Origin of the sequence: Burkholderia sp. BCC0097 (assembly GCF_902832985.1) — a bacterium.
Classification (GTDB): domain Bacteria; phylum Pseudomonadota; class Gammaproteobacteria; order Burkholderiales; family Burkholderiaceae; genus Burkholderia; species Burkholderia orbicola.
Genome location: NZ_CADFDM010000009.1, coordinates 225,048 through 251,654, shown reverse-complemented (window position 1 = coordinate 251,654; position 26,607 = coordinate 225,048). Strand labels below are relative to the sequence as shown.

Here is a 26,607-nt window from a genome sequence, read left to right as displayed (position 1 = left end):
CACTCTGTCCGCCTCCGCCTGCGGCGGGGTGCGGCGCGCCTCGGTGTGCCGGGCGCTGTTTTTACTGTGCCGGCGGCCGTTCGTGGGGGCGCCGGGTTGGGGACTGCAATCTTCGCGTGGTGGCGGCACCGATTCGCGTCGGCGTGCCGGCCTGATTGGCCGCCGACTCGTCCGCCCACGCCGCATTGCCGCGGCCGCACACGAAAATCCGGCGTCAGTTTAGCGTCGCGACGGCGAAATCGGGTTGCGTAACCCGCTCATGCAAACCCTACATTATGAGATAAGATTGCATCCAGGAGACAGATGAGGAAACAAAAATGCCTGAACCGGTTCTCGATCGCATCGATCGCCACTTGCTGTCGGTGTTGCAGGAGAACGGCCGCGCGTCGAACCTCGACCTGGCGAAGGCCGTCGGCCTGTCGCCCGCGCAGACGCTGCGGCGCCACCGGCGGCTGGAGGAGATCGGCGCGATCCGCCGTTACGAAACGCGGCTGTGCCCCGATACGCTCGGCTTCGGCGTCACCGCGTTCGTGCACGTGACGATGGAGCGCGGGCATATCCGCGATTTGTCGAAGTTTCAGAAGCTCGTGTCGGATCTCGCGCAGATCCAGGAATGCTTCTCGGTGACGGGCGATATCGACTACGTGCTGAAAGTCGTCGCGCACGATCTGAAGGGGCTGTCGACATTCCTGCTCGAAACGCTGATGCGCATTCCCGGCGTGAGCGGCGTGCATTCGAGCGTGTGCCTCGACGAGATCAAGTGTACGAGTGCGATGCCGGTGGAAGCTTGACCGCCGCACGTGGATTCGCAGCGGGCGCCATTCAGGCGCCTGGCATCCGCAATCCAAATGAAAGCACGTGACCAGCGCGAATAGGCTCGAATCCGCCGTCGGCCTATTCCCACCTCGCGTAGCGCGTCTCGCAACCCCCTCCTCATTGCCTCGAGCGTAACGATCCCATGTTCGTATGCGCGGCCCGCTACGAGCCACGGGCAGATTCAATCAAAATTTCGAATACGTCCGATGGACAATAATCGCCCTTCTGGCGACCCTAGAGCATTCCTCAAGAAATCAGCTTGATCCTTGAGAATCCGTGTAAAGGGGCGCTAGCGCATGACCAATTTTTTCGACAAAAAGCCGTACGACTTCGACATTGACGACAGTGAGGATTGGGTTTTGGTCCATTCTGGTGCCGTCACCAACACCAACCCCGGATCGATGGTGTATGTGTCAATCAACACGACTCCCATATGCTCGAATATGAGTAACAGGGAATTCCGAAAGCTGATCATGAAGGCTCGTGATGCAGCAATCTCTCTGATACTACAGCGCATTGAGGGCGTCACAGCTTGGGACAAGGCCGAACAAGCGCGGGCTCGATTCTACTTCGGCCGCTCCGACAATGATGTCAGATCAGTCCTTGCCGCTGGCCTGCCCAGGCTACTCACTGCGATGCGGGAGCTCGTGCCGGAGAAGATCGTCCGATGGGACGACTCCCTGAACAGACGCCTTACCTGCAGTGTAGTACCCGACAGCGGTAACAACATCCAGGGATATGCAAGCCGGACTCCGAGAAGCGGATCATCGCCATCTATTCAAAATTCTGCACAATTTCAAACGGAGATCTATGGACGGCATCAAAGGTTAAAACACTGATCCATGAATGCACGCACTATGTCGACACATTCAATTCCGACGACATCATATACTCCGACACAGAATCCGGGCTAAGGGCTTTTGCGGAAAACAATGCCGACGTCGCCATCAGAAATGCGGACAGCATTACGGGATACATCGCAACCTTCGACAAGAGAATCATGGAATGAGAGTCCATATCAAAGCCGTCATCTCCGGTATCTCACTGGTGATCGCACTGTCGGCATGCGCCGGCATCTTTCCAGCACATGCATGCACGATTGGGGAATCGGTGCGAATCCCGTTACCGCTCAACAGCGTCGACGTGACCAATGCTGACAGGCTGAAAATCGCAAATGCTGTAATCGAGGCGCGAAAATGGCCGGATGCAGAGATTCAGGCCGTTGTCATATCCGGTGCATATACGATGGAACGGAACGGCGAGCGCCTGAAGACCGAGCGAGCCAAGATCGCGAGCGAATATCTGAAGCAACTTGGGATCAGGAACGAACACATCATCATCGACAAAAAAACATTCACCGATGCCATGGTGCGGAACAGCGACGGAACACTAACGCTGTTCCAGATCGACATCGAGCTAACCCCCCTTTGCCGCAGCGGGTGTCAAAGGCTTTGCGACGACCCGCGCGTTACGCCCCGAAGCAAGGCGATTCGGTGATATACAAGGACGATTTGTCGGCTGCGCGCATACGTTCACGGCGTCCGACCGGGGCCATCTTGGCGTTTGCTCACCGCACCGCCTCGAACGCACTGATCAGCAGCGCCCCGCACGCAATCACCAGACACCCGCCCGCCCGGCGCGGCGTCAGCCGCTCGCCGAGATACACGCGCGCGATCAGCGCCGCGAATACCACGCTCGTCTCCCGCAGCGCCGACACCGGTCCCATCGGCGCGCAGTCCATCGCCCAGATCACGATGCCGTACGCGAGCGCCGCGAACACGCCGCCGCAGGCCGCTTTCGCCGTCTCGCCGACCTCCTGCGTCAGCCGCAACGGCCCCGCCCGCAGCCGGTAGTACGCGGCCATCAGCGCGCCGGTCAGCACGAACATCCACGCGGTATAGCCGACCGTGCTGCCGCTCTCGCGCACGCCGATCCCGTCGACCACGCTGTACGCCGCGATCGACACGCCGGTCGCGAACGCGGTTGGCAGCACCTGCGTCATCCGGTGTTTCGCGCCGCGCCCGCGCTCCAGCCCGATCGCCATGATGCCCGCGCAGATCAGCACGAGCCCGCCTTGCGCGCCGACGTTCAGGCGCTCGCCCGCGAACGCCGCCGCGCCGAGCGTGACGAGCAGCGGCGCGGTGCCGCGCGCGACCGGATACGCGACGCTCAGGTCGCCGTGTTCGTACGCGCGGACGAGCAGCAGCGTATAGACGACGTGGATCACGGCCGACGCGACGACGCAGAGCCAACTCGCCGGCGTGATCGGCGCGGCGGCTGGTAGGAACAGCAGCGCGAACAGCCCGATCGCGATCTGCAGCACCGTGGCGGAGCGCAGCCGGTCGCCGCTGCTGCGCACCAGCGCATTCCATGACGCGTGCAGGAACGCCGCGCACAGAACGGCAAACAGAACGGGGATCGGCACGCTCAATACTCCCTGACGGTCGGAAGCCGCGCGGGGCGCGACAGCCGTTCATCGTATGAATGCGTCACCGAATTGTCAAAAAAGCGACGCACGACGCCTCGTAAAAGATCGGGCCGGTTGCTCCCCGCCGCCCGCCCGGCATCGCTTGCGCCGCAAGCAGCCCGCACGCCGCGACATGTGACGCGGAGGTTGCCAGCGGTCCGCCCCTTTCCGTTCTCTTTCGCATCGCGCTGCGCCGTAATGAAACCGATACCGGAGCGCAACCCTCGCGAAAACACTCCGTCCCCATATCTTCATACGCGGCTGTTCCAATGCGCGTGCTCCCTCACGAGCTCCGCGCCGAACCGACACGGCGACGGAGCCGTTCTCCACCATCGAAGGCCTTACCCTGGAGTTTCCCGATGTTCCGTCAAGCCTTGCTTGTCACCGCCTGCGCCGGCGCCACGCTTGCGCTGTTCGCCTGCGGCGGCAGCGACGATTCCACACCGGCGCCCGTCGTCTCGTCGCAGGATGCGCTGCAGACCGCCACGCCGATCAAGCACGTCGTCGTGATCTACGGCGAAAACATCTCGTTCGACCACTACTTCGGCACCTACCCGAACGCGACGAACCCGTCGGGCGAACCGGCGTTCACCGCCAAATCCGGCACGCCGACGCCGAACGGCCTGACGGGCACGCTGCTCACCGCGAACCCGAACTTCACGAACACGGCCAACGGCACCGACGCGGCGAACCCGTTCCGCCTCGACCGCACGCAGGCCGCGACCGCCGACCAGAACCACGCGTACACGGCCGAACAGCAGGCCGAGGACAACGGCCTCGCCGACCTGTTCCCGAAGTACACCGGCAAGGGCTCGTCGGGCGGCGCCGGCGCGTTCGGCACGAAGGGCCAGGTGATGGGTTACTTCGACGGCAACACGGTGACCGCGCTGTGGAACTACGCGCAGCGCTTCGCGATGAGCGACAACACGTTCACGACGGTCTACGGGCCGTCGACGCCCGGCGCGCTGAACGTCGTCGCGGGCCAGACCAACGGGATGCAGATCGTCAAGACGTCGAAGCAGCCGTCGACGCTCGCCGCCAGCTCGTACTACATCAATGACGGCCAGGGCGGCCTCACGATGATCAACGACGTCGATCCGGGCTTCGACGTGTGTTCGAGCACGACCGACCAGGCGATGATGACCGGCAAGAACATCGGCGACCTGCTGAATGCCGCGAAGATCACGTGGGGCGGCTTCATGGGCGGCTTCAACCTGTCGACGACGAACGGCAACGGCACGACGGGCTGCGCGCGCAGCACGGTCGCTACCGCCGTGAACGCCGCGACGGCCGACTACATCCCGCACCACAACTGGTTCCAGTACTACGCGTCGACCGCGAACCCGCAACACACGCGCCCGAGCTCGATCGCGGCGATCGGTTCGAGCGTCCAGACCGACGGCAAGACGGCCGAACCGGCGAACCACCAGTACGACACCGACGACTTCTTCGCCGCCGTGAAGGCCGGCAACTTCCCGTCGGTCAGCTACCTGAAGGCGCCGGCCGCGCAGGACGGGCATGCGGGCTATTCGGATCCGCTCGACGAGCAGGCGTTCGTGACGAAGGTCGTCAACTTCCTGCAGCAGCAGCCGGACTGGCAGAACACGGCCGTGATCGTCACCTATGACGACTCGGACGGCTGGTACGACCACGTGTACACGGCGCCGACGCACGCGTCGTCGGACCCGGTCGACCAGCTCAACGGCGCCGGCAAATGCGGCACGGGCGGCACCACCGGCGTGAACGGCGCGACCGTGAACGGCCGCTGCGGCCCGGGCGTGCGTATTCCGCTGGTCGTGATCTCGCCGTATGCGAAGCAGAACTACGTCGATCACACGATGCTCGACCAGTCGTCCGTCGTGCGCTTCATCGAGGACAACTGGCTCGGCGGCCAGCGGATCGGCGGCGGTTCGTTCGATGCGACGGCCGGCGACCTGCGCAACCTGTTCGACTTCACGTCGAAGCCGAACACGGCGCCGCTGTATCTCGACCCGACGCTCGGCACCGCGTTGAGCGCGGCCCCGGCGATCTGACCGTCACGGCATGACCGCATGGCCGGCGCATCACGCGCCGGCCGTTTCCATTTAACGCGTCGCTTCTTGCGACGCCGATTTTCGACCGACAGCATGACAGCTCGCCCCGCCTTTCCGTCCCCCGATGCCTCCGGCACGCCCGCGCCGCGCGCCCCTTCCCGCCTGCTGCGCCGTGCCGCATACGTGCTCGGCGCGGCCGTGATCGGCTATGGCGCGTTCGCGATCGCGTTTCCCGCCCAGGTGCCGGCGGCGATCGGCACCGTGGTCGCCGACTGGACCGGCGCGAATCCGCATCCGGTCGTGCTGCAGCGGCCCGCCGCGCAGCCGCTGTCGGCGGTCGCGCAGCTCGGGCGCGCGCTGTTCCACGATCCGTCGCTGTCCGCATCGGGCAAGCAGTCGTGCGCGTCGTGCCATAGTCCGGATCATGCGTATGGCCCACCGAATGCGCTCGACGTGCAGCCGGGCGGTCTCGCGATGACACAGCAGGGCTATCGTCCGCCGCCGTCGCTGATGTACCTGTACCGTCAGCCGAATTTCAGCATCGGCCCCGACGCCGGTGAAAACGACGCCGCGCCGAGCGTCGCGCAGCAGGCCACGGCGGCGGCCGGCGTCGTCAAGGCGCAGAAGGTGGCCGGCACGTCGGCCGCGCCGCAGCTCGTGCCCCAGGGCGGGATGTTCTGGGACGGCCGCGCCGATACGTTGCAACAACAGGCGTTCGGCCCGCTGCTGAATCCGGTCGAAATGGCGAACGCGAGCATCGACGACGTGGCGCGCAAGCTCGCGCAGTCGTCGCATCGCGCGCAGTTCGAGCAGCTGTTCGGTGCGCGCGTGTTCTCCACGCCGCAGCTCGCGGTGTCGGAGGCGATGTTCGCGATCGCGCGCTACCAGGTCGAGGATCCGTCGTTCCATCCGTACGACAGCAAGTACGACCGCTGGCTCGAAGGCCGTGCGCGCCTCACGCAGGCCGAACTGCGCGGGCTGCGCCTGTTCAACGATCCGGACAAGGCGAATTGCGCGGGCTGCCACCTGTCGAAGCCCGGCAAGGACGGCTTGCCGCCGATGTTTACCGATTACCAGTACGAGGCGCTCGGCGCGCCGCGCAACCGCGCGCTCGCGCAGAATCGCAACCCGGCGTTCTACGATCTCGGGGTGTGCGGGCCGTTCCGCGACGACCTGAAGGACCAGACGCAGTATTGCGGGATGTTTCTGACGCCGACGCTGCGCAATGCGGCGACGCGCCACGTGTTCTTCCACAACGGCGTGTTCCACACGCTCGATCAGGTGATGGCGTTCTACAACGAGCGCAGCATCTCGCCGCAGAAGTTCTATGCGCGCGGCGCGGACGGCAAGGTCGACGAATACGACGACATTCCGCCGAAATATCGCGCGAACGTCGACGTGACCGACGCGCCGTTCGATCGCAAGCCGGGCGACAAACCCGCGATGACGGCGCAGGACATCAAGGATATCGAAGCGTTTCTCGGCACGCTGACGGACGCCCCGGCGCAACACTGAGCGCCGGCCGGGCGTCGCGCCCGGATCAGCAGCGCGCGCGGATGCACAGGAAGGCCGGCGCCAGCGACAGCTCCGCGTGGAGCCGTTCGGATACGGCTTGCATCTCCGGCAGCGGCGTCGGCTCGACGAAGCGCTCGAGCCGCCAGCCGCCGTCGGCGACCGCGTTCAGGATGTCGGCGAGCGGCCGCCGCCACGCTTCGACGTACGGCTTCGGCTCGCCGAACCCCGACCAGTGGAAACCGAAGCGGGACGTGTCGAAATACGTGCCGTCGCCGCGCGTGCGTTCGTCCATCCAGTCGCGCATCGGATGCGCCATCGAGAACACGAGCGTTCCGCCCGGCCGCGCGACGCGCCGGAATTCGCGCAACGTCGGCGCGAGATCGCGCACGTAGTCGAGCGCGAGCGAGCACAGCACCTTGTCGACCGACGCGTCGGGCAGCCACGCGAGCGGCGCCTCCAGGTCGCCTTCCCTGACGTCGACCGGCAGGCCAGCGCAGCGCGTCCTTGCGAGCGCAACCATCTCCGGCGTCACGTCGAACGCATGCACGGTCGCGCCGTGACCGGCGAGATGCGCGCTGCAGATGCCGGGCCCGCAGGCGGCGTCGAGCACTGTCAGGCCCGCGACGTCGCCGAGCAGCGCCATGGATGCCGGCCGCTCGTAGAGCGCGTTGTGCGCCTTCGTCGGCGCGAGGTCCGCATAGCGTTGCGCGAAGCTCGCGTAAGCGCGGAGGCCGGGCGATTCGTTCGGTTCGTTCGGTTCGGTCATGCGGTATCGTCCGTCGAAACTGGGCAGGCCGATTCTGCCCGATCGGATGACGAATGGCGACTGCCGTCAAAGATGGGTCAGGACAGGCTGTCGAGCAACCGATACCAGGCGACCCCGGCCGCGATATAGAAACGCTGCAGCCCGTGCAACGGAATGGGCCGGATCGGCGTGACGCGCAACGGCAGCGGCAATTGCGCATCGCCCGACAGATGCGCGGCCAGATGCTTGCCGAGCGTCGTCGCCATCGCGATGCCGCGGCCGTTGTAGCCGAGCGCGATCGTCACGCCCGGCGCGGGCTCGTGCACGTGCGGCAGGAAATCCGCAGTGATCGCGACGCGCCCCGCCCAGCGGTATTCGAACCGGACGCCCTTCAGTTGCGGATACAGCAGCGTCGTCGCGCGTTCGAGATGGCGCCAGTCGCTCGGCGCGCGCGGTTCGGCAAACGGGCCGCGGCCGCCCATCAGCAGGCGTCCGGCCGCGTCACGGCGAAAGTACAGCAGCAGACGCCGCGCATCCGATGCGACCTCGCCGCCGGCGAGGATGCCGCGGCCGAGCGCCGGCGCGAGCGGCTCCGTCGCGACGATGAAACTGTTCGCGGCGATCACCGACTGGCGCAAGCCGGGCCAGAGCCCGTCCGTGTAGCCGTTGGTCGCGATCACGACGCGCTCGGCCGACAGCGTCGCGCCGCCGGACGTCGCGACCCGCCAGCGGCCGTCGGCACGTGTCAGGCCGACGGCGCGGGTCGATCCGTGCACGACCGCCCCGCTCGCCTGAGCTGCCCGCACGAGACCGCGCGTATAGCTGAGCGGCTGCACGCTGCCGGCGCGGCGATCGATCCAGCCGCCCGCATACGCCGGCGTACCGAGCCGTCGCGCGACGTCGTCGCGGCTCAGCACGTCGACCGGCGCGCCGCGCGCGGCCCATTGCTGCGCACGGCCTGCGACCGTGTCGAGCATTGCTGTGGTCGGCGCGGGTTGAATCCACCCCTCGCGACGTGCATCGCAGTCGATTCCGTGCCGCGCGATCAGGTCGAACACGGTATCGGCCGCGCCGCCGACGATACCGGCAAGCTGCTCGCCGGCCTCGTCGCCGAACCGGCGGACCAGTTCGTCGGGGTCGTATTTCAGCCCGGGAATCACTTGCCCGCCGTTGCGGCCCGATGCGCCCCAGCCCGGCTGCGCGCCGTCGATCACGCGAACGTTCACGCCACGTTCGGCCAGATGCAGTGCAGTCGACAGGCCCGTGAAGCCGGCGCCGATGATCACCACGTCGCACGACACCGATGCGTCGAGCGCGGGCGTATCGGGTGCCAGCGCGGCGGTCGCCGCCCACAGCGAATCCGGCCACTGCGCGTCGGGCCGTCCGGGTGCCGCATTCGTTACGCTCATGTTCGATCCGGGTGGTCGGCGCCGTCCGACGCCAGCAGGCGACGCAGGAATTCCTGCGTGCGGGGATGGCTCGGCTGCGTCAGCACGGCGCGTGCCGGCCCGCTTTCGCAGATCGTGCCGTCGTGCAGGAAGCACACGCGGTCGGCCACCTCGCGCGCGAATGCCATTTCGTGCGTGACGACCACCATGGTCATTCCGTCGCGGGCCAGCCCGCGCATCACGCCCAGCACTTCGCCGACGAGTTCGGGGTCGAGCGCCGACGTCGGCTCGTCGAACAGGATCGCCTGCGGCTCCATCGCGAGCGCACGTGCGATCGCGACGCGCTGCTGCTGCCCGCCCGACAGCTCGGACGGATACGCATTCATCCGGTGCGCGAGGCCGACCTTGTCGAGCAACGCGCACGCCTGCTCGCGCGCCTGCGCGGCCGGCACGCGCCGCACGTGCACCGGCCCTTCCATCACGTTCTCGAGCGCCGTGCGGTGGGCAAACAGGTTGAAGCGCTGGAACACCATGCCGACCCGCATCCGCAGCTCGTGAATCCGCTTCGAATGCGCGTCGACCTTCACGCCGTCGATCGTGATCGACCCTTCGTCGTAGGTCTCGAAGCCGTTGATACAGCGCAGCACGGTCGACTTGCCGGAGCCGGACGGCCCGATCAGGCACACGACTTCACCCTGCTGCACGTCGAGGCTCACGCCCTTCAGCACCGCGTGCTGCTGAAACCGTTTATGAATGGAATCGATCCGGATCATGCGCCCCTCCTCAGTGCGAGCCGCTTGCCGAGCCGGTTCACCGCGAACATCAGCGGCAGGCCAAGCGCGAGATACAGCAGCGCGACGAGCGTGTAGACGCTCATGTTCTGGAACGTCGACGATGCGATCAGCTGGCCGGCGCGCGTGATTTCCGCGACCGTGATCGTCGACGCGACCGACGAATCCTTCAGCAGCATCACGAGCGTGTTGCCGTACGGCGGCAGCGCGATGCGGAACGCCTGTGGCAGCACCACGCGCCGCATGATCATCGGGCCGCGCATGCCGATCGCGTGTGCGGCTTCGATCTGGCCGCGGTCGATCGCCTCGATGCCGGCGCGGAAGTTTTCGGCCTGATACGCCGAATACGCGATGCCGAGGCCGAGCACGCCAGCCTGGAACGCCGACAGCTGCACGCCGAGATCGGGGAGCACGAAGTACATGTAGAACAGCTGCACGATGATCGGCAGCCCGCGAATCACGTTGACGATCGTGCTGCCGGCGGTCGAGACGGCACGATTGTGCGACACCTTCATCAACGCGAGGATCAGCCCGAGCACCGAGCTGAGCACGAACGCGCATGCGGTGATCTCGATCGTGACCACCGCGCCCTTCAGCAGGATCGGCAGGAAATCGATCGCGTTCTGGAAAAACATGAGGTCTCCTATGCGACGTCCGAACGGCACGCCGCTGGGGATGCCCGCGACGCGCGGGCGATGCCGGTCGGGAAGCGAGCGCCGACGCTCAGCTCATGTGCCACTTCTGCAGGATCTGCTGCAGCGTGCCGTCGCTCTTCATCTTGCGGATCGCGCCGTTGAGCTGTTCGAGCGTCGCGTTGTCACCCTTGCGCACGATGAAGCACACCTGCCCCTTCACGACGCTCTGGTATTCGGGCACCAGCCGCACCTGGCGATTGACGCCGTGCTCGATCTGGTACGCGACGATCGGCTGGTCGGCGAAGCCGGCCTTGATACGGCCGAGCGCGACGTCGCGCATGATGTCGGCGATCGAATCGTAGGTGCGGACTTCCTTGAAGATGCCCTTCTTGTTGAGCGCATCGACGAATGCCGTGCCGACCTGCGCGCCGACCACCTGGTCCTTGAAATCGTCCATCGACGTATAGCGGCCCGGATCGTCGGCCTTCACGATCAGGCCTTCGCCGAACGAGTAGACGGTGTCGGAGAAATCGACGACCTGCTGGCGCGCCGGCGTCTTCAGCATCGCGGCCGAGATGATGTCGATCTTCTGCGTGGTGAGCGACGGGATCAGCGCCGAGAACACGGTCTGCTGCACGTCGACGCGAAACCCGGCCGACTTCCCGGCCGCCGTGATCGCATCGATCATCATCCCCTGGATCGAATTGCTCTTGACGTCGAGAAACGTGAACGGCACGCCGGTGGCCGTCGCGCCGACCTTCAGCGTGGGCTCGGCGGCAACGGCGCTCGCCGAAGCCGTGGAGAGTGCGATACAGGTGACGAAACCGGCGGCCAGCGCGCCGAACCGCTTGATGAACGGAACCATGGTGACTCCTTCTCGAATAATCCGGTGCGCCGGCCGGTCGTTGATCGACACTGCGACGATGGATTGATCTTAAAACGAATCAAAAACATCGCAAATAGATTTTTGCGTATCGATATTCGATACGATAAGATGCGATATCGAATTGATCTCGCCCCTCGCCATGGAAACGTCGTCCGACCAAGCAAACGATCTGCTGTTCAACCAGTCGCTGGAAAAAGGGCTCAACGTGCTGCGCGCGTTCAGCGCGAAGCGGCGCACGATGACGCTGGCGGAAGTGGCCGACGCGGCGGGCATGACGAAAAGCTCCGCGCAGCGGATGGTCTATACGCTCGAGAAGCTCGGCTACATCCGCAAGCATCCGGTCACGCGGCGTTACCAGCTCACGCCGCATGTGATGCGGATCGGCTTCAACTATCTCGCGGCCGATACGTTGATCGACGTCGCGAATCCGTTCCTGTCCGAGCTCACGAACCTGACCGGCGAAACCACCAATCTCACCGAGCCGGACGAGGATGAAATGGTGTACGTCGCGCGTTTCGTGTCGACGAAGTTCGTGCCGATCCACATGCCGATCGGCAGCCGTATCCCGATGTACTGCACCGGCAGCGGCCGCGCGTTCCTGAGCGCGTTGCCGCCGGACCACGCACGCGCACGGCTCGACGGCATGGCGCGCACGCCGCATACGCCGCGCACGGTCACGGCGCTGGACGATCTCGTTGCATTGCTCGACGGCGCGCGGCGCGAAGGATACGCGACCAACCAGGAAGAACTGTTCATCGGCGACATGTCGATTGCCGCGCCCGTGCTCGGCAGCCAGGGGCAGCCGGTCGCGGCCGTGCACGTGGTCGCGCCGACGAGCCGCTGGACGTTCGACGACGCGCGCCGCAAGCTCGCGCCGGCGGTGATCGACTGCGCGCGCGGGATCAGCAATTCGATCCGGACGCTTGAATAGCGTCGCCGATCCAGTCGCGCAACGCACGGAGGCTGCGGTCAACGCCCTTGCGTATGCGAGCTTCCTGCTTGCAAGCGGCGGCCACGCACCGCATCACGACCCAGATCCTCGAAGTTTCGAAAGCGCGTCCGTGCGCCGGCCCGGGCGACACTTGCACTGCATCCGGTTGCCGCCCGAAACGGAAAGGTCTCGATCAGAAAGACCACCGTAGCCGCCGATCTTCCCCCGCTTCGCCGCCCCTCCCCCTCGTTTTCCCCGATCCCGTTCGACTTGACTCGGCTCTGCCGATCGTCAAAACTTCGCACATCGCCAGTGTGATCACAGATCGCAGATCAAGCCCAGGAGAACCCCGCCTTGCCGCCTCGCATCGTCCCGCCCGCACTGAAAGTCATCGAACAGGAAACGATGGCCGACAAGGTCTATCAGCAATTGCGCGAAGCGCTGATGAGCGGTCGCTTCGCGCCCGGCCAGGCGCTGAGCCTGCGCAGCGTCGCCGAGGCGGTCGGCTCGTCGACGATGCCCGTGCGGGCCGCACTCACGCGACTGCGCGCCGAACGCGCGCTGGTCGATGGCCCGAATCGCGCGCTCGTCGTCCCGCCGATGACGCTCGACATGCTCGACGAACTCCGCGACGTGCGGATCGCACTCGAAGGCTGCATCGCCGAACGCGCGTGCGAGCGGATGACCGACGCGCAGATCGCGGCCGTGCGCAAGACCTGCGAAACGATGCAGGCACACGCCGAGGCCGGCCGCTCGCGCGCCTACCTGCAAAGCAATTTCGCGTTCCACAGCGCGATCTACGCGCACGGCGCCAGCGAAAACACGCTCGCGATCGTCGAGAACCTGTGGATGCGCGTCGGCCCGTTCCTCAACATGGTCGCGCTCGACATCCCGCACATGCGGCGCTCGATGGATGCGCACCGCGCGATCGTCGATGCGCTCGAACGGCGCGACGGCGCGGGCGTGCGGGCCGGCATCGCGCTCGACATCGGCGGCGCCGCGCACGATCTCGCCGAGACGCTGCGGGCCGAACAGACGCCGCGGACCGTGAACGCGAAACCGTAGCGGCCGCGTGCCACGGCCGCCCGACACGCGAGCGGCCGTCATTCCACAACACCAAAGATGGAGACAACCCGGCATGACAGCTTCCGACCTGCTGAAACCCTATGACGGCCTGCGCGTCCTCGTGACCGGCGGCGCGTCGGGCATCGGCCTCGAAATCGCCGACGCGTTCGCCGAATGCGGCGCGCGCGTGCACGTGTGCGACGCGTCGCAAGCCGCGATCGCGGCGCTCGCCGACCGGCCGCCGCGTGGCCCGACCGGTGCGATCAGCGCGACGCTGGCCGACGTGTCCGACCCGGCCGCCGTCGAGCGCGTGTTCGCCGACCTGTCGACGCGGCTCGGCGGCCTCGACGTGCTGGTCAACAACGCGGGCATCGCCGGCCCGACCGGCGGCATCGACGAAATCGACCCCGTGCAGTGGGAACAAACCGTGGCGATCAACCTGAACGCGCAATTCCAGTTCGCACGCCGCGCGGTGCCACTGCTGCGCGAATCGAAACACGGCGGCGCGATCATCGCGCTGTCGTCGGTCGCCGGCCGGCTCGGCTATGCGTTCCGCACGCCGTATGCGGCCACCAAATGGGCGGTGGTCGGCCTCGTGAAAAGCCTCGCGATCGAGCTCGGGCCGCTCGGCATCCGCGTGAACGCGATCCAGCCCGGCATCGTGCGCGGCCCGCGGATGCGCCGCGTGATCGAGGCGCGCGCGCAGCAGCTCGGCATCGGCTACGACGACATGGAGCAGCGCTATCTCGAGAAGATCTCGCTGCGGCGCATGACCGATCCGGCCGAGATCGCCGCGACCGCGCTGTTCCTGTGTTCGCCGGGCGGGCACGGGATAACCGGGCAGGCGATCTCCGTCTGCGGCAACGTCGAAGTGCTCTGAGGCCTCCTGCATCGTTCATCGAAAGGAAACCATCCGTGGCAAACGCTCGCAAAGTCATCATCACCTGTGCGCCGACCGGCGCGATCCATACGCCGTCGATGTCGCCGTACCTGCCCGTGACGCCGCACGAAATCGAAACGGCCGCGGTCGCGGCCGCGCAGGCCGGCGCGGCGATCCTGCACCTGCATGCACGCAACCCGTCCGACGGCAAGCCGACGCAGGACCCGGCCGTGTTCGCCGAATTCCTGCCGCGCATCAAGGCGCAGACGGACGCGGTGATCAACCTGACGTCGGGCGGCAGCCCGCACATGACGGTCGACGAACGGCTGCAGCCGGCGCTGCATTTCCAGCCCGAGGTCGCGTCGTTGAACATGGGTTCGATGAACTTCGGGCTGTACCCGATGCTCGAGCGCTTCCGCGAGCTGAAGCATCCGTGGGAGCGCGAACATTTAGAGAAAAGCCGCGATCTCGTGTTCAAGAACACGTTCGCGGACATCGAGACGATCCTCACGCGCTGCGGCGCGAACGGCACGCGGTTCGAATTCGAGTGCTACGACATCTCGCACCTGTACAACCTCGCGCACTTCGTCGACCGCGGCCTCGCGAAGCCGCCGTTCTTCGTGCAAAGCGTGTTCGGCCTGCTCGGCGGGATCGGCGCGCATCCGGAGGACCTGATGCACATGCGCCGAACGGCCGACCGCCTGTTCGGCAGCGATTACGTGTGGTCGATCCTCGGCGCCGGGCGCAACCAGATTCCGCTCGCGACGATCGGCGCCGCGCAAGGCGCGAACGTGCGCGTCGGGCTCGAGGATTCGCTGTGGATCGCGCCCGGCAAGCTCGCTGAATCGAGCGCCGCGCAAGTCCTGAAAATGCGTCAGGTGCTCGAAGGCCTGTCGCTCGAGATCGCGACACCGGCCGAGGCGCGCGCGATGCTCGCACTCAAGGGCGGCGACGCGGTGAACTTCTGATCGCCGGGTCGCGCCCCCAACACGAGAACCCGCAAGCGCAGTGACAAGGCGCCGGCCCGAGCCGGCCGGCGCCAGGACGCCCTTGATCGCCCCGCTCCGTTCGAGCGCCGCCGGCGCGGCTCCGTCGTCTGCCCATCCGCTGCGTGCACCGCGGCGGCATTTGCCGAACGCGGCGCGCCGTGCTTGCCGTGCGCGCCGGTTCGCCTTTACCGGAGTCGTCCGCATGTCCACTCATCACGCTCAGGCCTTGTCGTCCGCCGCCGGCGACGCGAACGCGTCGCTGAACCGGCTGCTGTTCCGCAAACTCATGCCGCTGCTGATCGCCGCCTATGTGATCAGCTTTCTCGACCGCACCAACATCGCGTTCGCCAAACATTCGATGGGCGTCGATCTCGGCATTTCATCGGCCGCGTACGGGCTCGGCGCGGGGCTGTTCTTTCTCACCTACGCGCTGTTCGAGATTCCAAGCAACCTGATCATGCATCGCGTCGGCGCGCGCTTCTGGATCACGCGGATCATGATCACGTGGGGCGCGCTGTCGGTCGCGATGGCGTTCGTGAGCGGCGAGACGTCGTTCTACGTGATGCGCCTGCTGCTCGGCGTGGCCGAAGCCGGCCTGTTTCCCGGCGTGATGCTGTATCTGACGTACTGGTTCGGCCGCGAGGAGCGTGCGCGCGCCACCGGCTATTTCCTGCTCGGCGTGTGCATCGCGAACATCGTCGGCGGGCCGCTGGCCGGCGCGCTGATCGAACTCGACGGCACGCTCGATTTCCATGGCTGGCAATGGCTGTTCGTCGTCGAAGGCATTCCGGCGATCCTGCTCGCGTTCGTCGTATGGACGCGATTGCCGGACCGTCCGAGCGCCGCGCCGTGGCTCGCCCCGGAAACCGGCCGCGCGCTCGAGCGCAAGCTGGCGGCCGAACAGGACGCGGGCGTCGCCGCGCACGGCGGCCATGCGTTCGGCGCCGCGCTGCGCGATCCGCAGATCTGGCTCGCGATCTTCGTGTACTTCTGCCACCAGCTGACCATCTACACGGTGATCTTCTTCCTGCCGGGCATCATCGGCGCGTCGGGGCGGCTCTCGCCGGTCGCGGTCGGGTTGCTGACGTCGCTGCCCTGGCTCGCCGCCGCGCTGGGCGCCGGGACGCTGCCGCGCTTCGCACGCGAGTCGCGTCATTCGCGCCGGATGCTGTGTGCGGGGCTGGTGGTCATGGCCGCCGGCATGGTCGGCGCTGCGCATGCGTCGCCGCTGGCGGGGCTGCTCTGCGTGTGCGTCGCTGCATCGATGTTCTTCGTCGTGCAGTCGATCGTATTCACGTTTCCGGCGTCGCGGCTCGCCGGCAGCGCGCTGGCCGGCGGGCTCGGGCTCGTGAATACGTGCGGGTTGCTCGGCGGCTTCGTCGGGCCGACCGTCGTCGGCGCGATCGAACAGGCGACCGGCAATGCGAAAAACGGGCTGACGCTGCTGGCGGCCGCGCTCGTCGTCGCGGCGTTCGCGAGCCTCGCGTTGCGGCACGGGCACGAGCACGCCGACGTGCGGTCGCGCGGTTGAAGGCGGATGTGATTCGAGCGGCAAGGATGCGGGTCTCACCCGGTCCGCATCTCGCTACATTCGATCAGAACAGATACGTGCTCGCGACGATCGGGTGGGCACTTGATGAGGCGATATGCGTGTCGCCACGCGGGTCGCGAATCTCGACGGATCGGCGAATCAACGGGCCACCGTCGCCGGCGTGCTCGCGACCTTGCTCGACCGCCGCTCCGCCACCCGCTGCGCGAACCGGTACGCAACGAGCGAACCCGCCACCGCCACCAGCATCGGCACGAGGCAGTCGTGATTCGCGCGCGTGAATTCGAGCAGCAGCACGACGGCCGTGATCGGCATCTGCATCGACGCGGCGAGAAACGCGGTCGCGCCGATCAGCGCGCATCCGCCGAGCGATGCGCCCGGCCACACGGCGCTCCACAGCCCACCGAGCACGACCCCGAGCAGCGCGCCGTTCGCGAGGCCCGGCGTCAGCAGCCCGCCTTCCGCGCCGGCCCGCAGGCTGCCGGCCTCGATCATCACCTTCAGCACGAGCAGCACCGCCGCGAGGCCGATCGTCAGCGTGCCGTCGAAGCCCAGCGATGCCGGCCCCTTGCCGTTGCCGAGCAATTGCGGAAACGCCATCGCGAGCACGCCGATCATCGCGAAGTTGAGCAGCGCGAACACCGGCAGCCGCCAGTCCTTCGGCGCGTTCGCCCGCGCGCGGGTCGTGAGCCGCACGAAACCGTACGCGGCGAAGCCGAACAGCGGCCCGCAGACGATCGACCATGCGACGAGCGGCGTGCTCAGCACGAACGCCGGTACCGTGTACTGGTGCTCGTTGCCGAGGCCGACCCACGCGACGATCGCCGCGATCGCGGACGTCACGACCGCCACGATCAGCGCACGTATTTCGAACGTGCCGAGCAGCACCTCGAGCACGAAGATCGCGCCGCCGAGCGGCACGTTGTAGACGGCCGCGAGCCCCGCACCGGCGCCGCACGCAACCATCAGCCGGCAATCGTCAGGCGTGAGTCGCGCCGCATGCGCGAACCGCCCGGCGAGCAGCGAGCCGATCTCGCGCGGCGCGACTTCGCGGCCGAGCGGCGAACCGAGCGCGACGGTGACGATCTGCAGCAGCGCGTGAACCGTCGTGCTGACGAACGGCATCCGCGGATCGGCCGCGCGCACCGCGCGACGGATGCTGACGAGCGGCCGGCCATACCGGTAAAGCGCCCACCAGCCGCCGCCGGCGACGATCCCGCAGCCGACCAACACCGCGAGCCGGCGCAGCGGCTCGGCCGCGGTCACGCCAGTGAGGAAGCTCTCGGACCCGATCACGTGCGCGATGCTGTAGCCGTACGCGAGGTGCTGGATCGCGTGCAGCAGCAACGCGAGCAGCATGCCGCCGAGCCCCGCGCCGATACCGGTCAGGACCGTGACGACGGCCATGCGCGCGAACGGGCTGGCTGGCGGTGAAGAAGAAGCGGGAGCAGACGGGAGATCGAGGCGCATGGGGTCGGCGAACGGGGATCGAAGGGGCCGGCGCGCACTCGGCGCGCCGCCATCAAGACCGCATCGTAGGCCCGCGCGAATCATGAGACAAACGTATTTTTCGAATCGACTGATGTATTTTTCGAATATATGAAGGCCGGCAGGCCGCGATGCCCGCCTTCCGTGTCAATCCGGGTACGTGATGCGCTCCGGCTCGCGCCGCATGATGACCTTCCCGTGGCGCATCGACAGCGTGGCCTTCGCTTGCCGGCGTACGGCTTCGTAGTCGCTGTCCGCGTCGAGCACGACGAGGTTCGCCGGACGCCCGACCGCGATGCCGTAGCCGTCGCCGAGATGCATCGTCGTCGCGCTGTGGTCGGTCACGAAGTCGAGGCAGCGCTGCAAGTCCTGGTAGCCCATCATGTGACAGATATGAAGGCCCGCATCGAGCACGCGCAGGATGTTGCCGTTGCCGAGCGGATACCACGGGTCCTTGATCGAATCCTGCCCGAAGCACACGTTGATCCCGGCCCGATCGAGTTCCGCGACGCGCGTAACGCCCCGCCGCTTCGGGAACGTGTCGAAGCGCCCTTGCAGGTGAATGCTCTCGGTCGGGCACGAGATGAAGTTCAGCCCCGCCCGCTTCAGCAGCCGGAACAGCTTCGAGCAGTACGCGTTGTCGTACGAACCCATCGCGGTCGTGTGGCTCGCGGTGACGCGCGCGCCCATGCCGCGCACGCGCGCTTCTTCCGCGAGCACTTCGAGAAAGCGCGAATGCGGATCGTCGGTCTCGTCGCAGTGCACGTCGACGAGGCAGCCCGTGCGTTCCGCGAGATCCATCAGGAAGCGGATCGAGCTGACGCCCTGCTCCCGCGTGTTCTCGAAATGCGGAATTCCGCCGACGACGTCCGCGCCCAGCTCGATCGCCTGCTCCATCAGCGCGCGGCCGCCGTCGAACGATTCGATGCCCTCCTGCGGGAACGCGACGATCTGCAGATCGATCAGCCCGCGCGCCTCGTCCTTCACTTCCAGCATCGCCTTCAGCGCGGCCAACGTCGGATCGGTCACGTCGACGTGCGTACGCACGTGCTGGATCCCGTGGTCGCGCAGCATGCCGATCGCCGCATGCGCGCGCGTTTTGGTGTCCTCGTGCGTGATCGTCGCCTTGCGCTCCGCCCAGCGCTCGATGCCCTCGAACAGCGTGCCGCTCATGTTCCACGCGGGTTCGCCGGCCGTCAGCACGGCATCGAGGTGGATATGCGGCTCGACGAGCGGCGCAATCGCGAGACGGCCGCCGCCATCGATATGGTCGGGGTTCGTCGACGCGATCGGCGCGGTTTGCGCATCGATCCGCGCGATCTTGCCGGCATCGATGCCGATCGTGAACAGGCCGTCGCGGCCGCGCAGGCGTACGTTGAACAGGTTCATGGGGAGGCCTCTTGTCGTATGCGTTGACACGGCCGCGCGATCTGCGTCGGCGGCCGTGCGGTCCGAGCGACCAGTATGGAGGAAAAGCAGCGATGCGCGCACCAGTCGCGCATGTTGCATCGACACGACAACCAGGCTGTACCGGGCGGAAGCCGCGGGCCGCCCGCCACGCAAGAATCGCCTGCCCAGCGTGCGCGCGCCGCGTCGTGTCAGTTTTGTGAAGGATGCTTGCCGGATCTGGAACAGTGCGCTCGCGGCCCGGACGGCCGTGCGCGTGCCGCGCATTCCTATACTTGCGCCGAACTTTGGTTTCCAGTCCCACACGCAGGAGAGCTTCACCATGAAAAAAACCTTGATCGCCGGCGCGAGCGCCGCCGCACTCTTCACGCCGCTCGCCCACGCGCAAAGTTCGGTCACGCTGTATGGCCTGATCGACGCCGGCATTGCCTATACCAACAACGCGAACGGCGCGGCGCAGTGGCGCATGACGACCGGCACGATCAATGGCAGCCGCTTCGGCCTGCGCGGCAGCGAGGATCTCGGCGGCGGGCTGAAAGCGCTGTTCGTGCTCGAAAACGGCTTCAACGCGAACAACGGCGGGCTGGGCCAGGACGGCAAGCTGTTCGGCCGGCACGCGTACGTCGGCCTGAGCCAGGCCGGCTACGGCACGCTGACGCTCGGCCGCCAGTACGACACGATGGTCGACTTCGTCGCGCCGTTGTCGGCGACGTCCGGCGATTTCGGCGATACGGGCTTCGCGCATCCGTTCGACAACGACAACCTGAACCATTCGGTGCGCATCAACAACGCGGTCAAGTACACGAGCGACACGGTCGCGGGCTTCAAGGTCGGCGCGTTGTACGCGTTTTCCAACTCGGCGAATTTCAGCGCGAACCGCGCATACAGCGTGGCCGCGAGCTACACGAACGGCCCGCTGAAGCTGGCCGGTGCGTACCTGCAGATGAACGGCACCAAGGGTTCGACGAGCGCAAGCCCCGGCGCGACCGATTCGGCCGAAGCGAAAAGCTTGAACCAGGGCGGCTGGTCGATCGGCTCGGACCGCATGCGCACGTATGGCGGCGGCGTCAGCTACGTGTTCGGCCCGGCGACCGTCGGCTTCGTCTACACGCGCTCGCAGTACGACAACACGGGCGCGTTCGGCTCCAGCGGCCAGATCGCGTTCGACAACTACGACGTGAACGTGCGCTATGCGGTCACGCCGGCCGTCAGCGTCGGCGCGGCCTATGTCTATACGGACGCCAGCGTGTCGAATCCCGACAGCAGGCACGGCACCGACCCGAAGTGGCATCAGGCCAACCTGCAGGCCGTGTACAAGCTGTCGCGCCGCACCGACCTGTACGCGGAAGCGATGTTCCAGCACGCGTCGGGCCGCGGCTACCAGGCGTTCATCAACACGTCGGGCGGCGCATCGAGCACCGCGAATCAGGTGGTCGGCACGATCGGCATGCGCACGCGGTTCTGACCGGCATCGCATGACGTCGCCCGTATGCACGGCGCCCGTGTGCGCTCACGGGTTCGCCCGGTGCGGGCGACCGCGCCAATGTTGTTGCTTCTGGAACGCAGCCCTCCTGGAATCGGGGTGTTTGCACGCGGACGCGCTACGTAGACTGACGTCGAAGGTCGGCGCCGCGCGCCGCGTGTCGATCCGGCCACCCACCCCCTATTCAGGAGAACCACGTGAAATCGCTCGTCGTTACCGCCGCCGCTGCCGTCCTGCTCGCCGCACCGGCCCTGTCGTTCGCCCAGCAGGCGAAGTCGCCCGTCACGCGCGCGCAGGTGCTGCAGGAGCTGGTCGATCTCGAATCGGTCGGCTACAACCCGGCGCGCGGGGAAATCGGCAACTATCCGGAGGACATCCTCTCGGCGCAGGAACGACTGCAGACGAAACGTCTCGCCGAGCGAAAAGCGGCGCAGGCCGCTTATGGCCCGGCCGGCGAGCCGGCGACCGAATCGGGCGCGGCGGCCAAGCCCGCGCTGTGACGATGCGCGTCGCTCGCCTCACGCATGCGTGGCGAGCGATGTGTATCGGGTGTTTGCATGAAGCAACCCGCCGCGCGCCGATGCGCGTGCGGGTTTCAGACAGCCTGTGCTCAGGCGGCCTGCGGTTCGCGGTCGATCGCGTTCAGCATCTCGACGTCGCGCGCGATCATCGTCGGCACCTGCGCGCGCAGCATTTCGACCCAGGTCCGCACCTTCGCATCGACGAAGCGGCGCGACGGGTACAGCGCATACACGTTCATCTTCTGCAGGATATGCGCGGGCAGTACGCGGACGAGCGAGCCGTCGCGCAGCGCGTCGATCGCCGAATACAGCGGCAGCATGCCGATCCCGATGCCGTCGCGGATCGCAAGCGCGAGCGATTCGGCGGTATTGGTCTGCACGGGCCCCGCGACGTGGATCTGCTCGACGCCTTCGGGCCCTTCGAGCACCCATTCGTGCGTCGGGAACGCCGGCGTACACAGCGTCAGGCACGCGTGCGCGGCGAGATCCTGCGGGCGGGCCGGCACGCCGTGCCGTTTCACGTAGTCGGGCGATGCGCACAGAATGCTGAACGTCGAGCCGAGCAGGTGCGACACGAGTTCCGAATCGGGAAGCGACGACGCGGTGACGACGGCCGTGTCGCTCGTGCCGTCGAACAGGTCCGGCATGCGCTGCGACAGCGACAGCTCGATCGACACGTCCGGGAATTGCGCGTGATAGCGCGTCAGCGTGGGCAATACATAGTGATGACCGACGCTCGCGAAGCTGTGCATGCGCAGCACGCCGGCCGGGCGCTCGTGCGCGCAGCTCGCCTCTTCTTCCGCGCGGTCGACGTCGGCGAGGATCTGGCGGCAGCGCCGCAGATAGCTTTCGCCGGCCGACGTGAGCGCAAGACGGCGCGTCGAGCGATTCATCAGACGGGTGCGCAGGCGCGCCTCCAGCTCCGACACCGCGCGCGACATCGCACCCGTCGTCGAATTCAGCGATTGCGCGGCGGCGGTGAAACTGCCCGTCTCGACGACGCGCGAAAACACCCGCATGTTTTGTAGCGTATCCATTCCTGTGAGCGACCTGTAGCGGAGCCGCCATTTTCCTCCACTGGATGCGACAGATTGTTACTCCGGCTGCAACTATCGTTTCCCCGCAGCTGCGTTAATGCGCGGGCGCCGCGCTCCTACAATCGGCGCCTCACCAGTCGAACGGACCCGTTCGGACGCGCCGCGGCACCTCGCGCGGTCGGCCTTGGGCCCTTTTTCATGAAGCCACAACCTGCGATCGCGCGACCTTCCATCGAACCGGCCCGATGGAGGCGATGGCTCGATCCCCTCGGCAACGCGGCGCGCGACTGGGCCGCGACCGACGGGCTGATCTGGCTGCACCTCGCGAAAACCGTGCTCGCGGCGCTGCTGGCGATGGGCATTGCGATGCGTCTCGAGATGTCGCAGCCGCGCACCGCGATGACGACCGTGTTCGTGCTGATGCAGCCGCTGTCGGGCATGGTGTTCGCGAAGAGCTTCTATCGTGTGCTCGGCACGGCGGCCGGCCTCGTCGGCGCGCTCGCGCTCGGCGGGCTGTTCGCGCAGCAGCCCGAGCTGTACATGGCCGGCATCACGCTGTGGATCGGCGGCTGCATCGCGCTCGCGGTGCGCAACCGCCACTTCCGCTGGTACGGCTTCGTGCTCGCCGGCTACACGGCCGCGCTGATCGGCCTGCCGGCCGTGATGACGCCGCAGACGCTGTTCCAGTCCGCGCTCACGCGGGCCGCGGAAGTCGCACTCGGCATTGCGTGCTCGGGCGCGGTCAGCGCGTTGATCCTGCCGTTGAGTTCCGCGAAGGCGCTGATGCGTTCGTTGAGCGCGCGCCACGCGACGTTCGCGGCGTTCACGGCCGGCGCGCTGGCAGGCGACGTCGCGCGCGGCGATTTCGAGCGGCGCTTCGCCGATTTCGTCGACGACATCGTCGGCTTCGAAGCGAACCGCGCATTCGCATCGTTCGAGGACCCGCACATTCGCGCGCGCAGCCGTCGGCTTGCTCGGCTGAACAGCGAGTTCATGAACGCGTGCACGCGGCTGCATGCGCTGCACCAGCTCGTCAAACGGCTGCGCGCGAATCAGTCGGACGCGGTGCTCGATGCGCTGGCGCCGCACGTCGACGCGCTGGCGCTGCGCTTCGCCGCATTGCGCGACGAACGCCAGCGCGGCATCGCACCGGCCACCGGCGCGCTGCTCGAACTGCGCCGCTTCCACGGTGCGTTGCCGAAGGCCGCGCGCGCGTCGCGGCGAACCATCGAGGACCATGCGGCCGGCGGCCTGCTCGACTTCGATACCGCGATCGAGCTGCTGTACCGGTTCATCGGCGAATATCTCGGCTACGTCGACACGTACGCGTCGCTCGACCAGGACGATCACGCGTTCGAGCGCTCGGTCACGCATTACGCGGTGAAAACCAATGCGTTCTTCGTCGGCTTCGCGTTCCTGCGCACGGTGGTCGCCGTCGGCGCGATGAGCGCATTCTGGATCGCGTCCGAATGGCCGAGCGGCTCGCTCGCGGTGATCGCCACCGCGATCGCGTGCGCCCTCAGCTCGACCTCGCCGCGCGCGCCGAAGTTCGTCGCGCAGATGGGCGTCGGGGCGGCGTTCGCGACCGCGGTCGGCTACCTGTTCCTGTGCTACGTCTATCCGAACATCGACGGTTTTCCGCTGCTGTGCGCGGCGCTCGCGCCGGTGCTCGGCCTCGGCGCGTTCCTCGCGATGCGGCCAGGGCTGTCCGGCTACGGGATCGGCTTCGCGGTGTTCTTCTGCCTGCTCGCGGGCCCCGACAACACGATCGCGTATACGCCCGAAGTGCTGATCAACAACGGGCTGGCGGTCGTCGTCGCGATGCTCGCGTGCTCGCTCGTGTTCGCCGTCGTATTGCCGACCCACATGCCCTGGCTCACCGGACGGATCGCGCACGACTTGCGCCGCCAGGTGACGCTTGCATGCGAAGGCGCGCCGGACGGCCTCGCGCAGCGCTTCCAGTCGAGCACGCACGATCTGATGGCGCAACTGCGCACGCTGCTGGTGCGTCGTACGCGGCAGCATCGCGATGCACTGCGCTGGATGCTGTCGACGCTCGAGGTCGGCCACGCGGTCATCGACCTGCGCGACGAACTGCACGCGTTCCGCGCGTCGAAACCGCCACAGACGCTGCGCTGGACCGGTTCGATCGATGCGGTGCTGAACGAACTGCCGCGCTTCTTCGACGATCCGACGCCCAGTCGCCATGCGCGCACGCTGAAATCGGTGAATCTCGCGATCCGTGCGGCACAGCACACGCTGCAGGCGTGGTACGCGGTGCCCGACGCGCGCCGCAGCATGCAAAGGATCGTCGGTTGCCTGCACTTCATGCGCAGCGCGCTGCTGGACAAGGACGCGCCGTTCAACCGGCACCGTCATTGAAAACGGGTGCGTGCGCAACGGGATCGTTGTTCCGGATGGAAATAAGCTCTACAGCCGCGGTGATTAATCTTTAAGCAGTGCGAGCCTATAGTTTCCTCACTGCCAGCGAGACTGGCACTCACCCAGGAGAAACAAAATGAAGCCGCTGCACCTCGCCCTCGTTGCCCTGTCGCTCACCGCTGCCGTCGCTCACGCGCAGCCGGCGCCGGCAGACGCCGCACCGCAACAGGCGAACCGCGCCGAGGCGATCCAGGCCGCCGGCCGCGTCGATCGTGCGCAATCGAAGCAGGAAGACCCGAACGCCTGCGTCGGCCCCGTCAGCTTCTGCAACATCTACTTCGGCAGCTGAGCATGACGCCGCGTCGTCACGGCCCGGCCCGTATCGCCCGCATTGCATGCAACGCAAGCGCGTGCGGACGGCGCCCAGGCCGCCCGCCGCATCGCCGCCCCGCCCCACGCCGCTTCGATTGAAGCGGCGCTTGCCGTTTCAGGCGCCGCGCCCCGGCCGCCAACCCACTTCGCGCAACGCGTCCAGCAAGCGCGCCTGCCCGAGCCCTTCGACCCGCGTCCCGCGCGACGCGACGTCGCCGCCCGCGACCAGCGCATTCACGATCGCCTCCTCCACCGCTTCCGCCGCCGCGACGAACAGCGCGGAAATATGGTCGTTGTTGACCATCCGTACGCCGGTGGTCGGCGTGCCCTTGCTGCCGTAGTTCACCGCCGGCAAGCCGGCGTTGCCGGTGGCGAACGCGAGGAAGATGTCGCCGCTCGAATCCTCGGTGCCGCCGCCGACGCGGGCGAGCCCGACGCTCGCGCGCTGCGCGAGACGCGCGCATTGATGCGGCAGCAACGGTGCGTCGGTCGCGATCGTGACGACGATCGAACCCATGCCGGCTTCGCCTTTCGCGTCGGCCTCGCGGAACGGCGAATGCACGTGCCGCAGCACTTCGCCGACCGGGTAGCCGGCTACGCGCAGCATCTCGCGCACACCGTAGTTCGCCTGCACGAGCGCGCCGACGGTCCAGCCGCCGGCATCGTTCGCCAGCACGCGCGACGCGGTGCCGATGCCGCCCTTGAACTCGTGGCAGATCATGCCCGTGCCGCCGCCCACGCCGCCTTCGGCGACCGGTCCCGACTGCGCGGCGTCCAGCGCGCGCTGGACGTGCGCGGCGTTCACGTGCTGCCCCCAGATGTCGTTCAGCAGTCCGTCGTAGGTTTCCATCACGACGGGCATGCACCAGTACACGCGGCCCGCGGCCGCTTCGCGTTCGTTCGCGACCAGCGCGTCGCGCACCGCGCCGACGCTGTGCGTGTTGGTATAGGCGATCGGCGTCGTCAGCAGGCCCGCTTCGCGAATCCATTCGAGCCCGGTCGCGTCGCCGTTGCCGTTCAGCACGTGCACACCCGCGAAGCACGGCGAATCGTGCACGGCGCCCGCGCGCGGCTCGATCACGGTGACGCCGGTGCGGATCGATGCGTCGCCGTTCTCGACGTTCAGCGTGCAATGTCCGACCCGCACACCCGGTACGTCCGTGATCGCGTTGAAGCGGCCCGGCGTGCCGAGGCCGATGCGGATGCCGAGATCCCTCGTGCGCATGA

At 67.1% G+C, this 26,607-nt stretch carries 25 protein-coding genes; 15 read left to right on the top strand and 10 right to left on the bottom strand.

Annotated features, from left to right (window positions below; genetic code table 11):
• Positions 1–317: 317 nt before the first annotated feature.
• From HWX07_RS28715 to HWX07_RS28705, 4 genes are all read left to right on the top strand, one after another.
• Positions 318–791, top strand: a complete 474-nt coding sequence (locus HWX07_RS28715; RefSeq protein WP_077219217.1) for an Lrp/AsnC family transcriptional regulator — start codon at positions 318–320, stop codon at positions 789–791.
• A 321-nt stretch (positions 792–1,112) separates the two neighbouring features.
• The gene (locus HWX07_RS28710) at positions 1,113–1,655 is read left to right on the top strand and encodes a hypothetical protein (RefSeq protein ID WP_244130050.1); all 543 of its coding nucleotides are present in this window, start codon (positions 1,113–1,115) and stop codon (positions 1,653–1,655) included.
• Positions 1,553–1,825, top strand: coding sequence for a M35 family metallo-endopeptidase (locus HWX07_RS37055; protein WP_347879193.1), 273 nt, complete (start codon positions 1,553–1,555; stop codon positions 1,823–1,825). Before HWX07_RS28710 ends, HWX07_RS37055 begins: the two co-directional genes overlap by 103 nt.
• Positions 1,822–2,313 (top strand): hypothetical protein, encoded by a 492-nt coding sequence (locus HWX07_RS28705; RefSeq protein ID WP_175878587.1) that lies wholly within the window; start codon positions 1,822–1,824, stop codon positions 2,311–2,313. Before HWX07_RS37055 ends, HWX07_RS28705 begins: the two co-directional genes overlap by 4 nt.
• A 70-nt stretch (positions 2,314–2,383) precedes the next feature.
• Here HWX07_RS28705 and HWX07_RS28700 read toward each other — a convergent pair whose 3' ends face one another.
• Positions 2,384–3,241 carry an EamA family transporter gene (locus tag HWX07_RS28700; RefSeq protein WP_175878586.1) on the bottom strand — a complete coding sequence of 286 codons (858 nt, stop codon included), beginning with the start codon at positions 3,239–3,241 and terminating at the stop codon, positions 2,384–2,386.
• Between the two features lie 401 nt (positions 3,242–3,642).
• Here HWX07_RS28700 and HWX07_RS28695 point away from each other — a divergent pair, with 401 nt between their 5' ends.
• On the top strand, positions 3,643–5,316 hold the full coding sequence (locus tag HWX07_RS28695) for an alkaline phosphatase family protein (protein WP_175878585.1): 1,674 nt from the start codon (positions 3,643–3,645) through the stop codon (positions 5,314–5,316).
• A 93-nt stretch (positions 5,317–5,409) separates the two neighbouring features.
• Complete coding sequence (locus HWX07_RS28690; RefSeq protein WP_175878584.1) at positions 5,410–6,831, top strand: cytochrome c peroxidase; 1,422 nt, start codon at positions 5,410–5,412, stop codon at positions 6,829–6,831.
• A 25-nt stretch (positions 6,832–6,856) separates the two neighbouring features.
• On the opposite strand, the gene HWX07_RS28685 is transcribed toward HWX07_RS28690, so the two are convergent.
• The 5 genes from HWX07_RS28685 to HWX07_RS28665 all read right to left on the bottom strand — a co-directional run bounded on the left by HWX07_RS28685 (position 6,857) and on the right by HWX07_RS28665 (position 11,255).
• Complete coding sequence (locus tag HWX07_RS28685; protein ID WP_175878583.1) at positions 6,857–7,597, bottom strand: class I SAM-dependent methyltransferase; 741 nt, start codon at positions 7,595–7,597, stop codon at positions 6,857–6,859.
• 77 nt (positions 7,598–7,674) lie between these two features.
• Positions 7,675–8,985: an FAD-binding oxidoreductase gene (locus tag HWX07_RS28680; RefSeq protein WP_175878582.1), complete on the bottom strand. Its 1,311-nt coding sequence runs from the start codon at positions 8,983–8,985 to the stop codon at positions 7,675–7,677.
• Positions 8,982–9,737 (bottom strand): amino acid ABC transporter ATP-binding protein, encoded by a 756-nt coding sequence (locus tag HWX07_RS28675; RefSeq protein ID WP_012340072.1) that lies wholly within the window; start codon positions 9,735–9,737, stop codon positions 8,982–8,984. The genes HWX07_RS28680 and HWX07_RS28675 overlap by 4 nt, the downstream gene beginning before the upstream one ends.
• Entirely contained in the window at positions 9,734–10,390 is a 657-nt protein-coding gene (locus tag HWX07_RS28670; protein ID WP_175878581.1) for an amino acid ABC transporter permease, read from the bottom strand. The genes HWX07_RS28675 and HWX07_RS28670 overlap by 4 nt, the downstream gene beginning before the upstream one ends.
• An 88-nt stretch (positions 10,391–10,478) precedes the next feature.
• Positions 10,479–11,255 (bottom strand): ABC transporter substrate-binding protein, encoded by a 777-nt coding sequence (locus HWX07_RS28665; protein WP_175878580.1) that lies wholly within the window; start codon positions 11,253–11,255, stop codon positions 10,479–10,481.
• A gap of 160 nt (positions 11,256–11,415) precedes the next feature.
• Between HWX07_RS28665 and HWX07_RS28660 the strand changes: the two genes are divergently transcribed.
• The 5 genes from HWX07_RS28660 to HWX07_RS28640 all read left to right on the top strand — a co-directional run bounded on the left by HWX07_RS28660 (position 11,416) and on the right by HWX07_RS28640 (position 16,672).
• Positions 11,416–12,207 carry an IclR family transcriptional regulator gene (locus HWX07_RS28660; protein WP_175878579.1) on the top strand — a complete coding sequence of 264 codons (792 nt, stop codon included), beginning with the start codon at positions 11,416–11,418 and terminating at the stop codon, positions 12,205–12,207.
• A 354-nt stretch (positions 12,208–12,561) separates the two neighbouring features.
• Positions 12,562–13,272 carry a GntR family transcriptional regulator gene (locus HWX07_RS28655; protein ID WP_012338206.1) on the top strand — a complete coding sequence of 237 codons (711 nt, stop codon included), beginning with the start codon at positions 12,562–12,564 and terminating at the stop codon, positions 13,270–13,272.
• Positions 13,273–13,345: 73 nt separating this feature from the next.
• Positions 13,346–14,152, top strand: a complete 807-nt coding sequence (locus HWX07_RS28650) for an SDR family oxidoreductase (RefSeq protein WP_175878578.1) — start codon at positions 13,346–13,348, stop codon at positions 14,150–14,152.
• A gap of 35 nt (positions 14,153–14,187) precedes the next feature.
• Positions 14,188–15,120, top strand: coding sequence for a 3-keto-5-aminohexanoate cleavage protein (locus tag HWX07_RS28645; protein ID WP_006482842.1), 933 nt, complete (start codon positions 14,188–14,190; stop codon positions 15,118–15,120).
• 223 nt (positions 15,121–15,343) lie between these two features.
• Positions 15,344–16,672 (top strand): MFS transporter, encoded by a 1,329-nt coding sequence (locus HWX07_RS28640; protein WP_175878577.1) that lies wholly within the window; start codon positions 15,344–15,346, stop codon positions 16,670–16,672.
• A gap of 159 nt (positions 16,673–16,831) precedes the next feature.
• On the opposite strand, the gene HWX07_RS28635 is transcribed toward HWX07_RS28640, so the two are convergent.
• Together HWX07_RS28635 and codA are read right to left on the bottom strand one after the other, a co-directional pair.
• Positions 16,832–18,160, bottom strand: a complete 1,329-nt coding sequence (locus HWX07_RS28635; RefSeq protein WP_175878576.1) for a chloride channel protein — start codon at positions 18,158–18,160, stop codon at positions 16,832–16,834.
• Between the two features lie 165 nt (positions 18,161–18,325).
• On the bottom strand, positions 18,326–19,567 hold the full coding sequence (gene codA, locus HWX07_RS28630) for a cytosine deaminase (protein WP_175878575.1): 1,242 nt from the start codon (positions 19,565–19,567) through the stop codon (positions 18,326–18,328).
• A 340-nt stretch (positions 19,568–19,907) separates the two neighbouring features.
• On the opposite strand from codA, the gene HWX07_RS28625 reads away from it, so the two are divergent.
• Positions 19,908–21,050, top strand: a complete 1,143-nt coding sequence (locus tag HWX07_RS28625) for a porin (RefSeq protein ID WP_175878574.1) — start codon at positions 19,908–19,910, stop codon at positions 21,048–21,050.
• Between the two features lie 215 nt (positions 21,051–21,265).
• Positions 21,266–21,568 carry a DUF4148 domain-containing protein gene (locus HWX07_RS28620; protein WP_175878573.1) on the top strand — a complete coding sequence of 101 codons (303 nt, stop codon included), beginning with the start codon at positions 21,266–21,268 and terminating at the stop codon, positions 21,566–21,568.
• 110 nt (positions 21,569–21,678) lie between these two features.
• Here the strand turns inward: HWX07_RS28620 and HWX07_RS28615 are convergent, their stop codons facing one another.
• Positions 21,679–22,626, bottom strand: coding sequence for a LysR family transcriptional regulator (locus tag HWX07_RS28615; protein WP_124593342.1), 948 nt, complete (start codon positions 22,624–22,626; stop codon positions 21,679–21,681).
• Positions 22,627–22,824: 198 nt separating this feature from the next.
• Here HWX07_RS28615 and HWX07_RS28610 point away from each other — a divergent pair, with 198 nt between their 5' ends.
• Both HWX07_RS28610 and HWX07_RS28605 read left to right on the top strand, forming a co-directional pair.
• The gene (locus HWX07_RS28610; RefSeq protein ID WP_175878572.1) at positions 22,825–25,008 is read left to right on the top strand and encodes an FUSC family protein; all 2,184 of its coding nucleotides are present in this window, start codon (positions 22,825–22,827) and stop codon (positions 25,006–25,008) included.
• Between the two features lie 136 nt (positions 25,009–25,144).
• Positions 25,145–25,357: a hypothetical protein gene (locus HWX07_RS28605; protein ID WP_012338215.1), complete on the top strand. Its 213-nt coding sequence runs from the start codon at positions 25,145–25,147 to the stop codon at positions 25,355–25,357.
• A 138-nt stretch (positions 25,358–25,495) separates the two neighbouring features.
• Here the strand turns inward: HWX07_RS28605 and HWX07_RS28600 are convergent, their stop codons facing one another.
• On the bottom strand, positions 25,496–26,605 hold the full coding sequence (locus HWX07_RS28600) for a P1 family peptidase (RefSeq protein ID WP_175878571.1): 1,110 nt from the start codon (positions 26,603–26,605) through the stop codon (positions 25,496–25,498).
• Between the last annotated feature and the right edge of the window lie 2 nt (positions 26,606–26,607).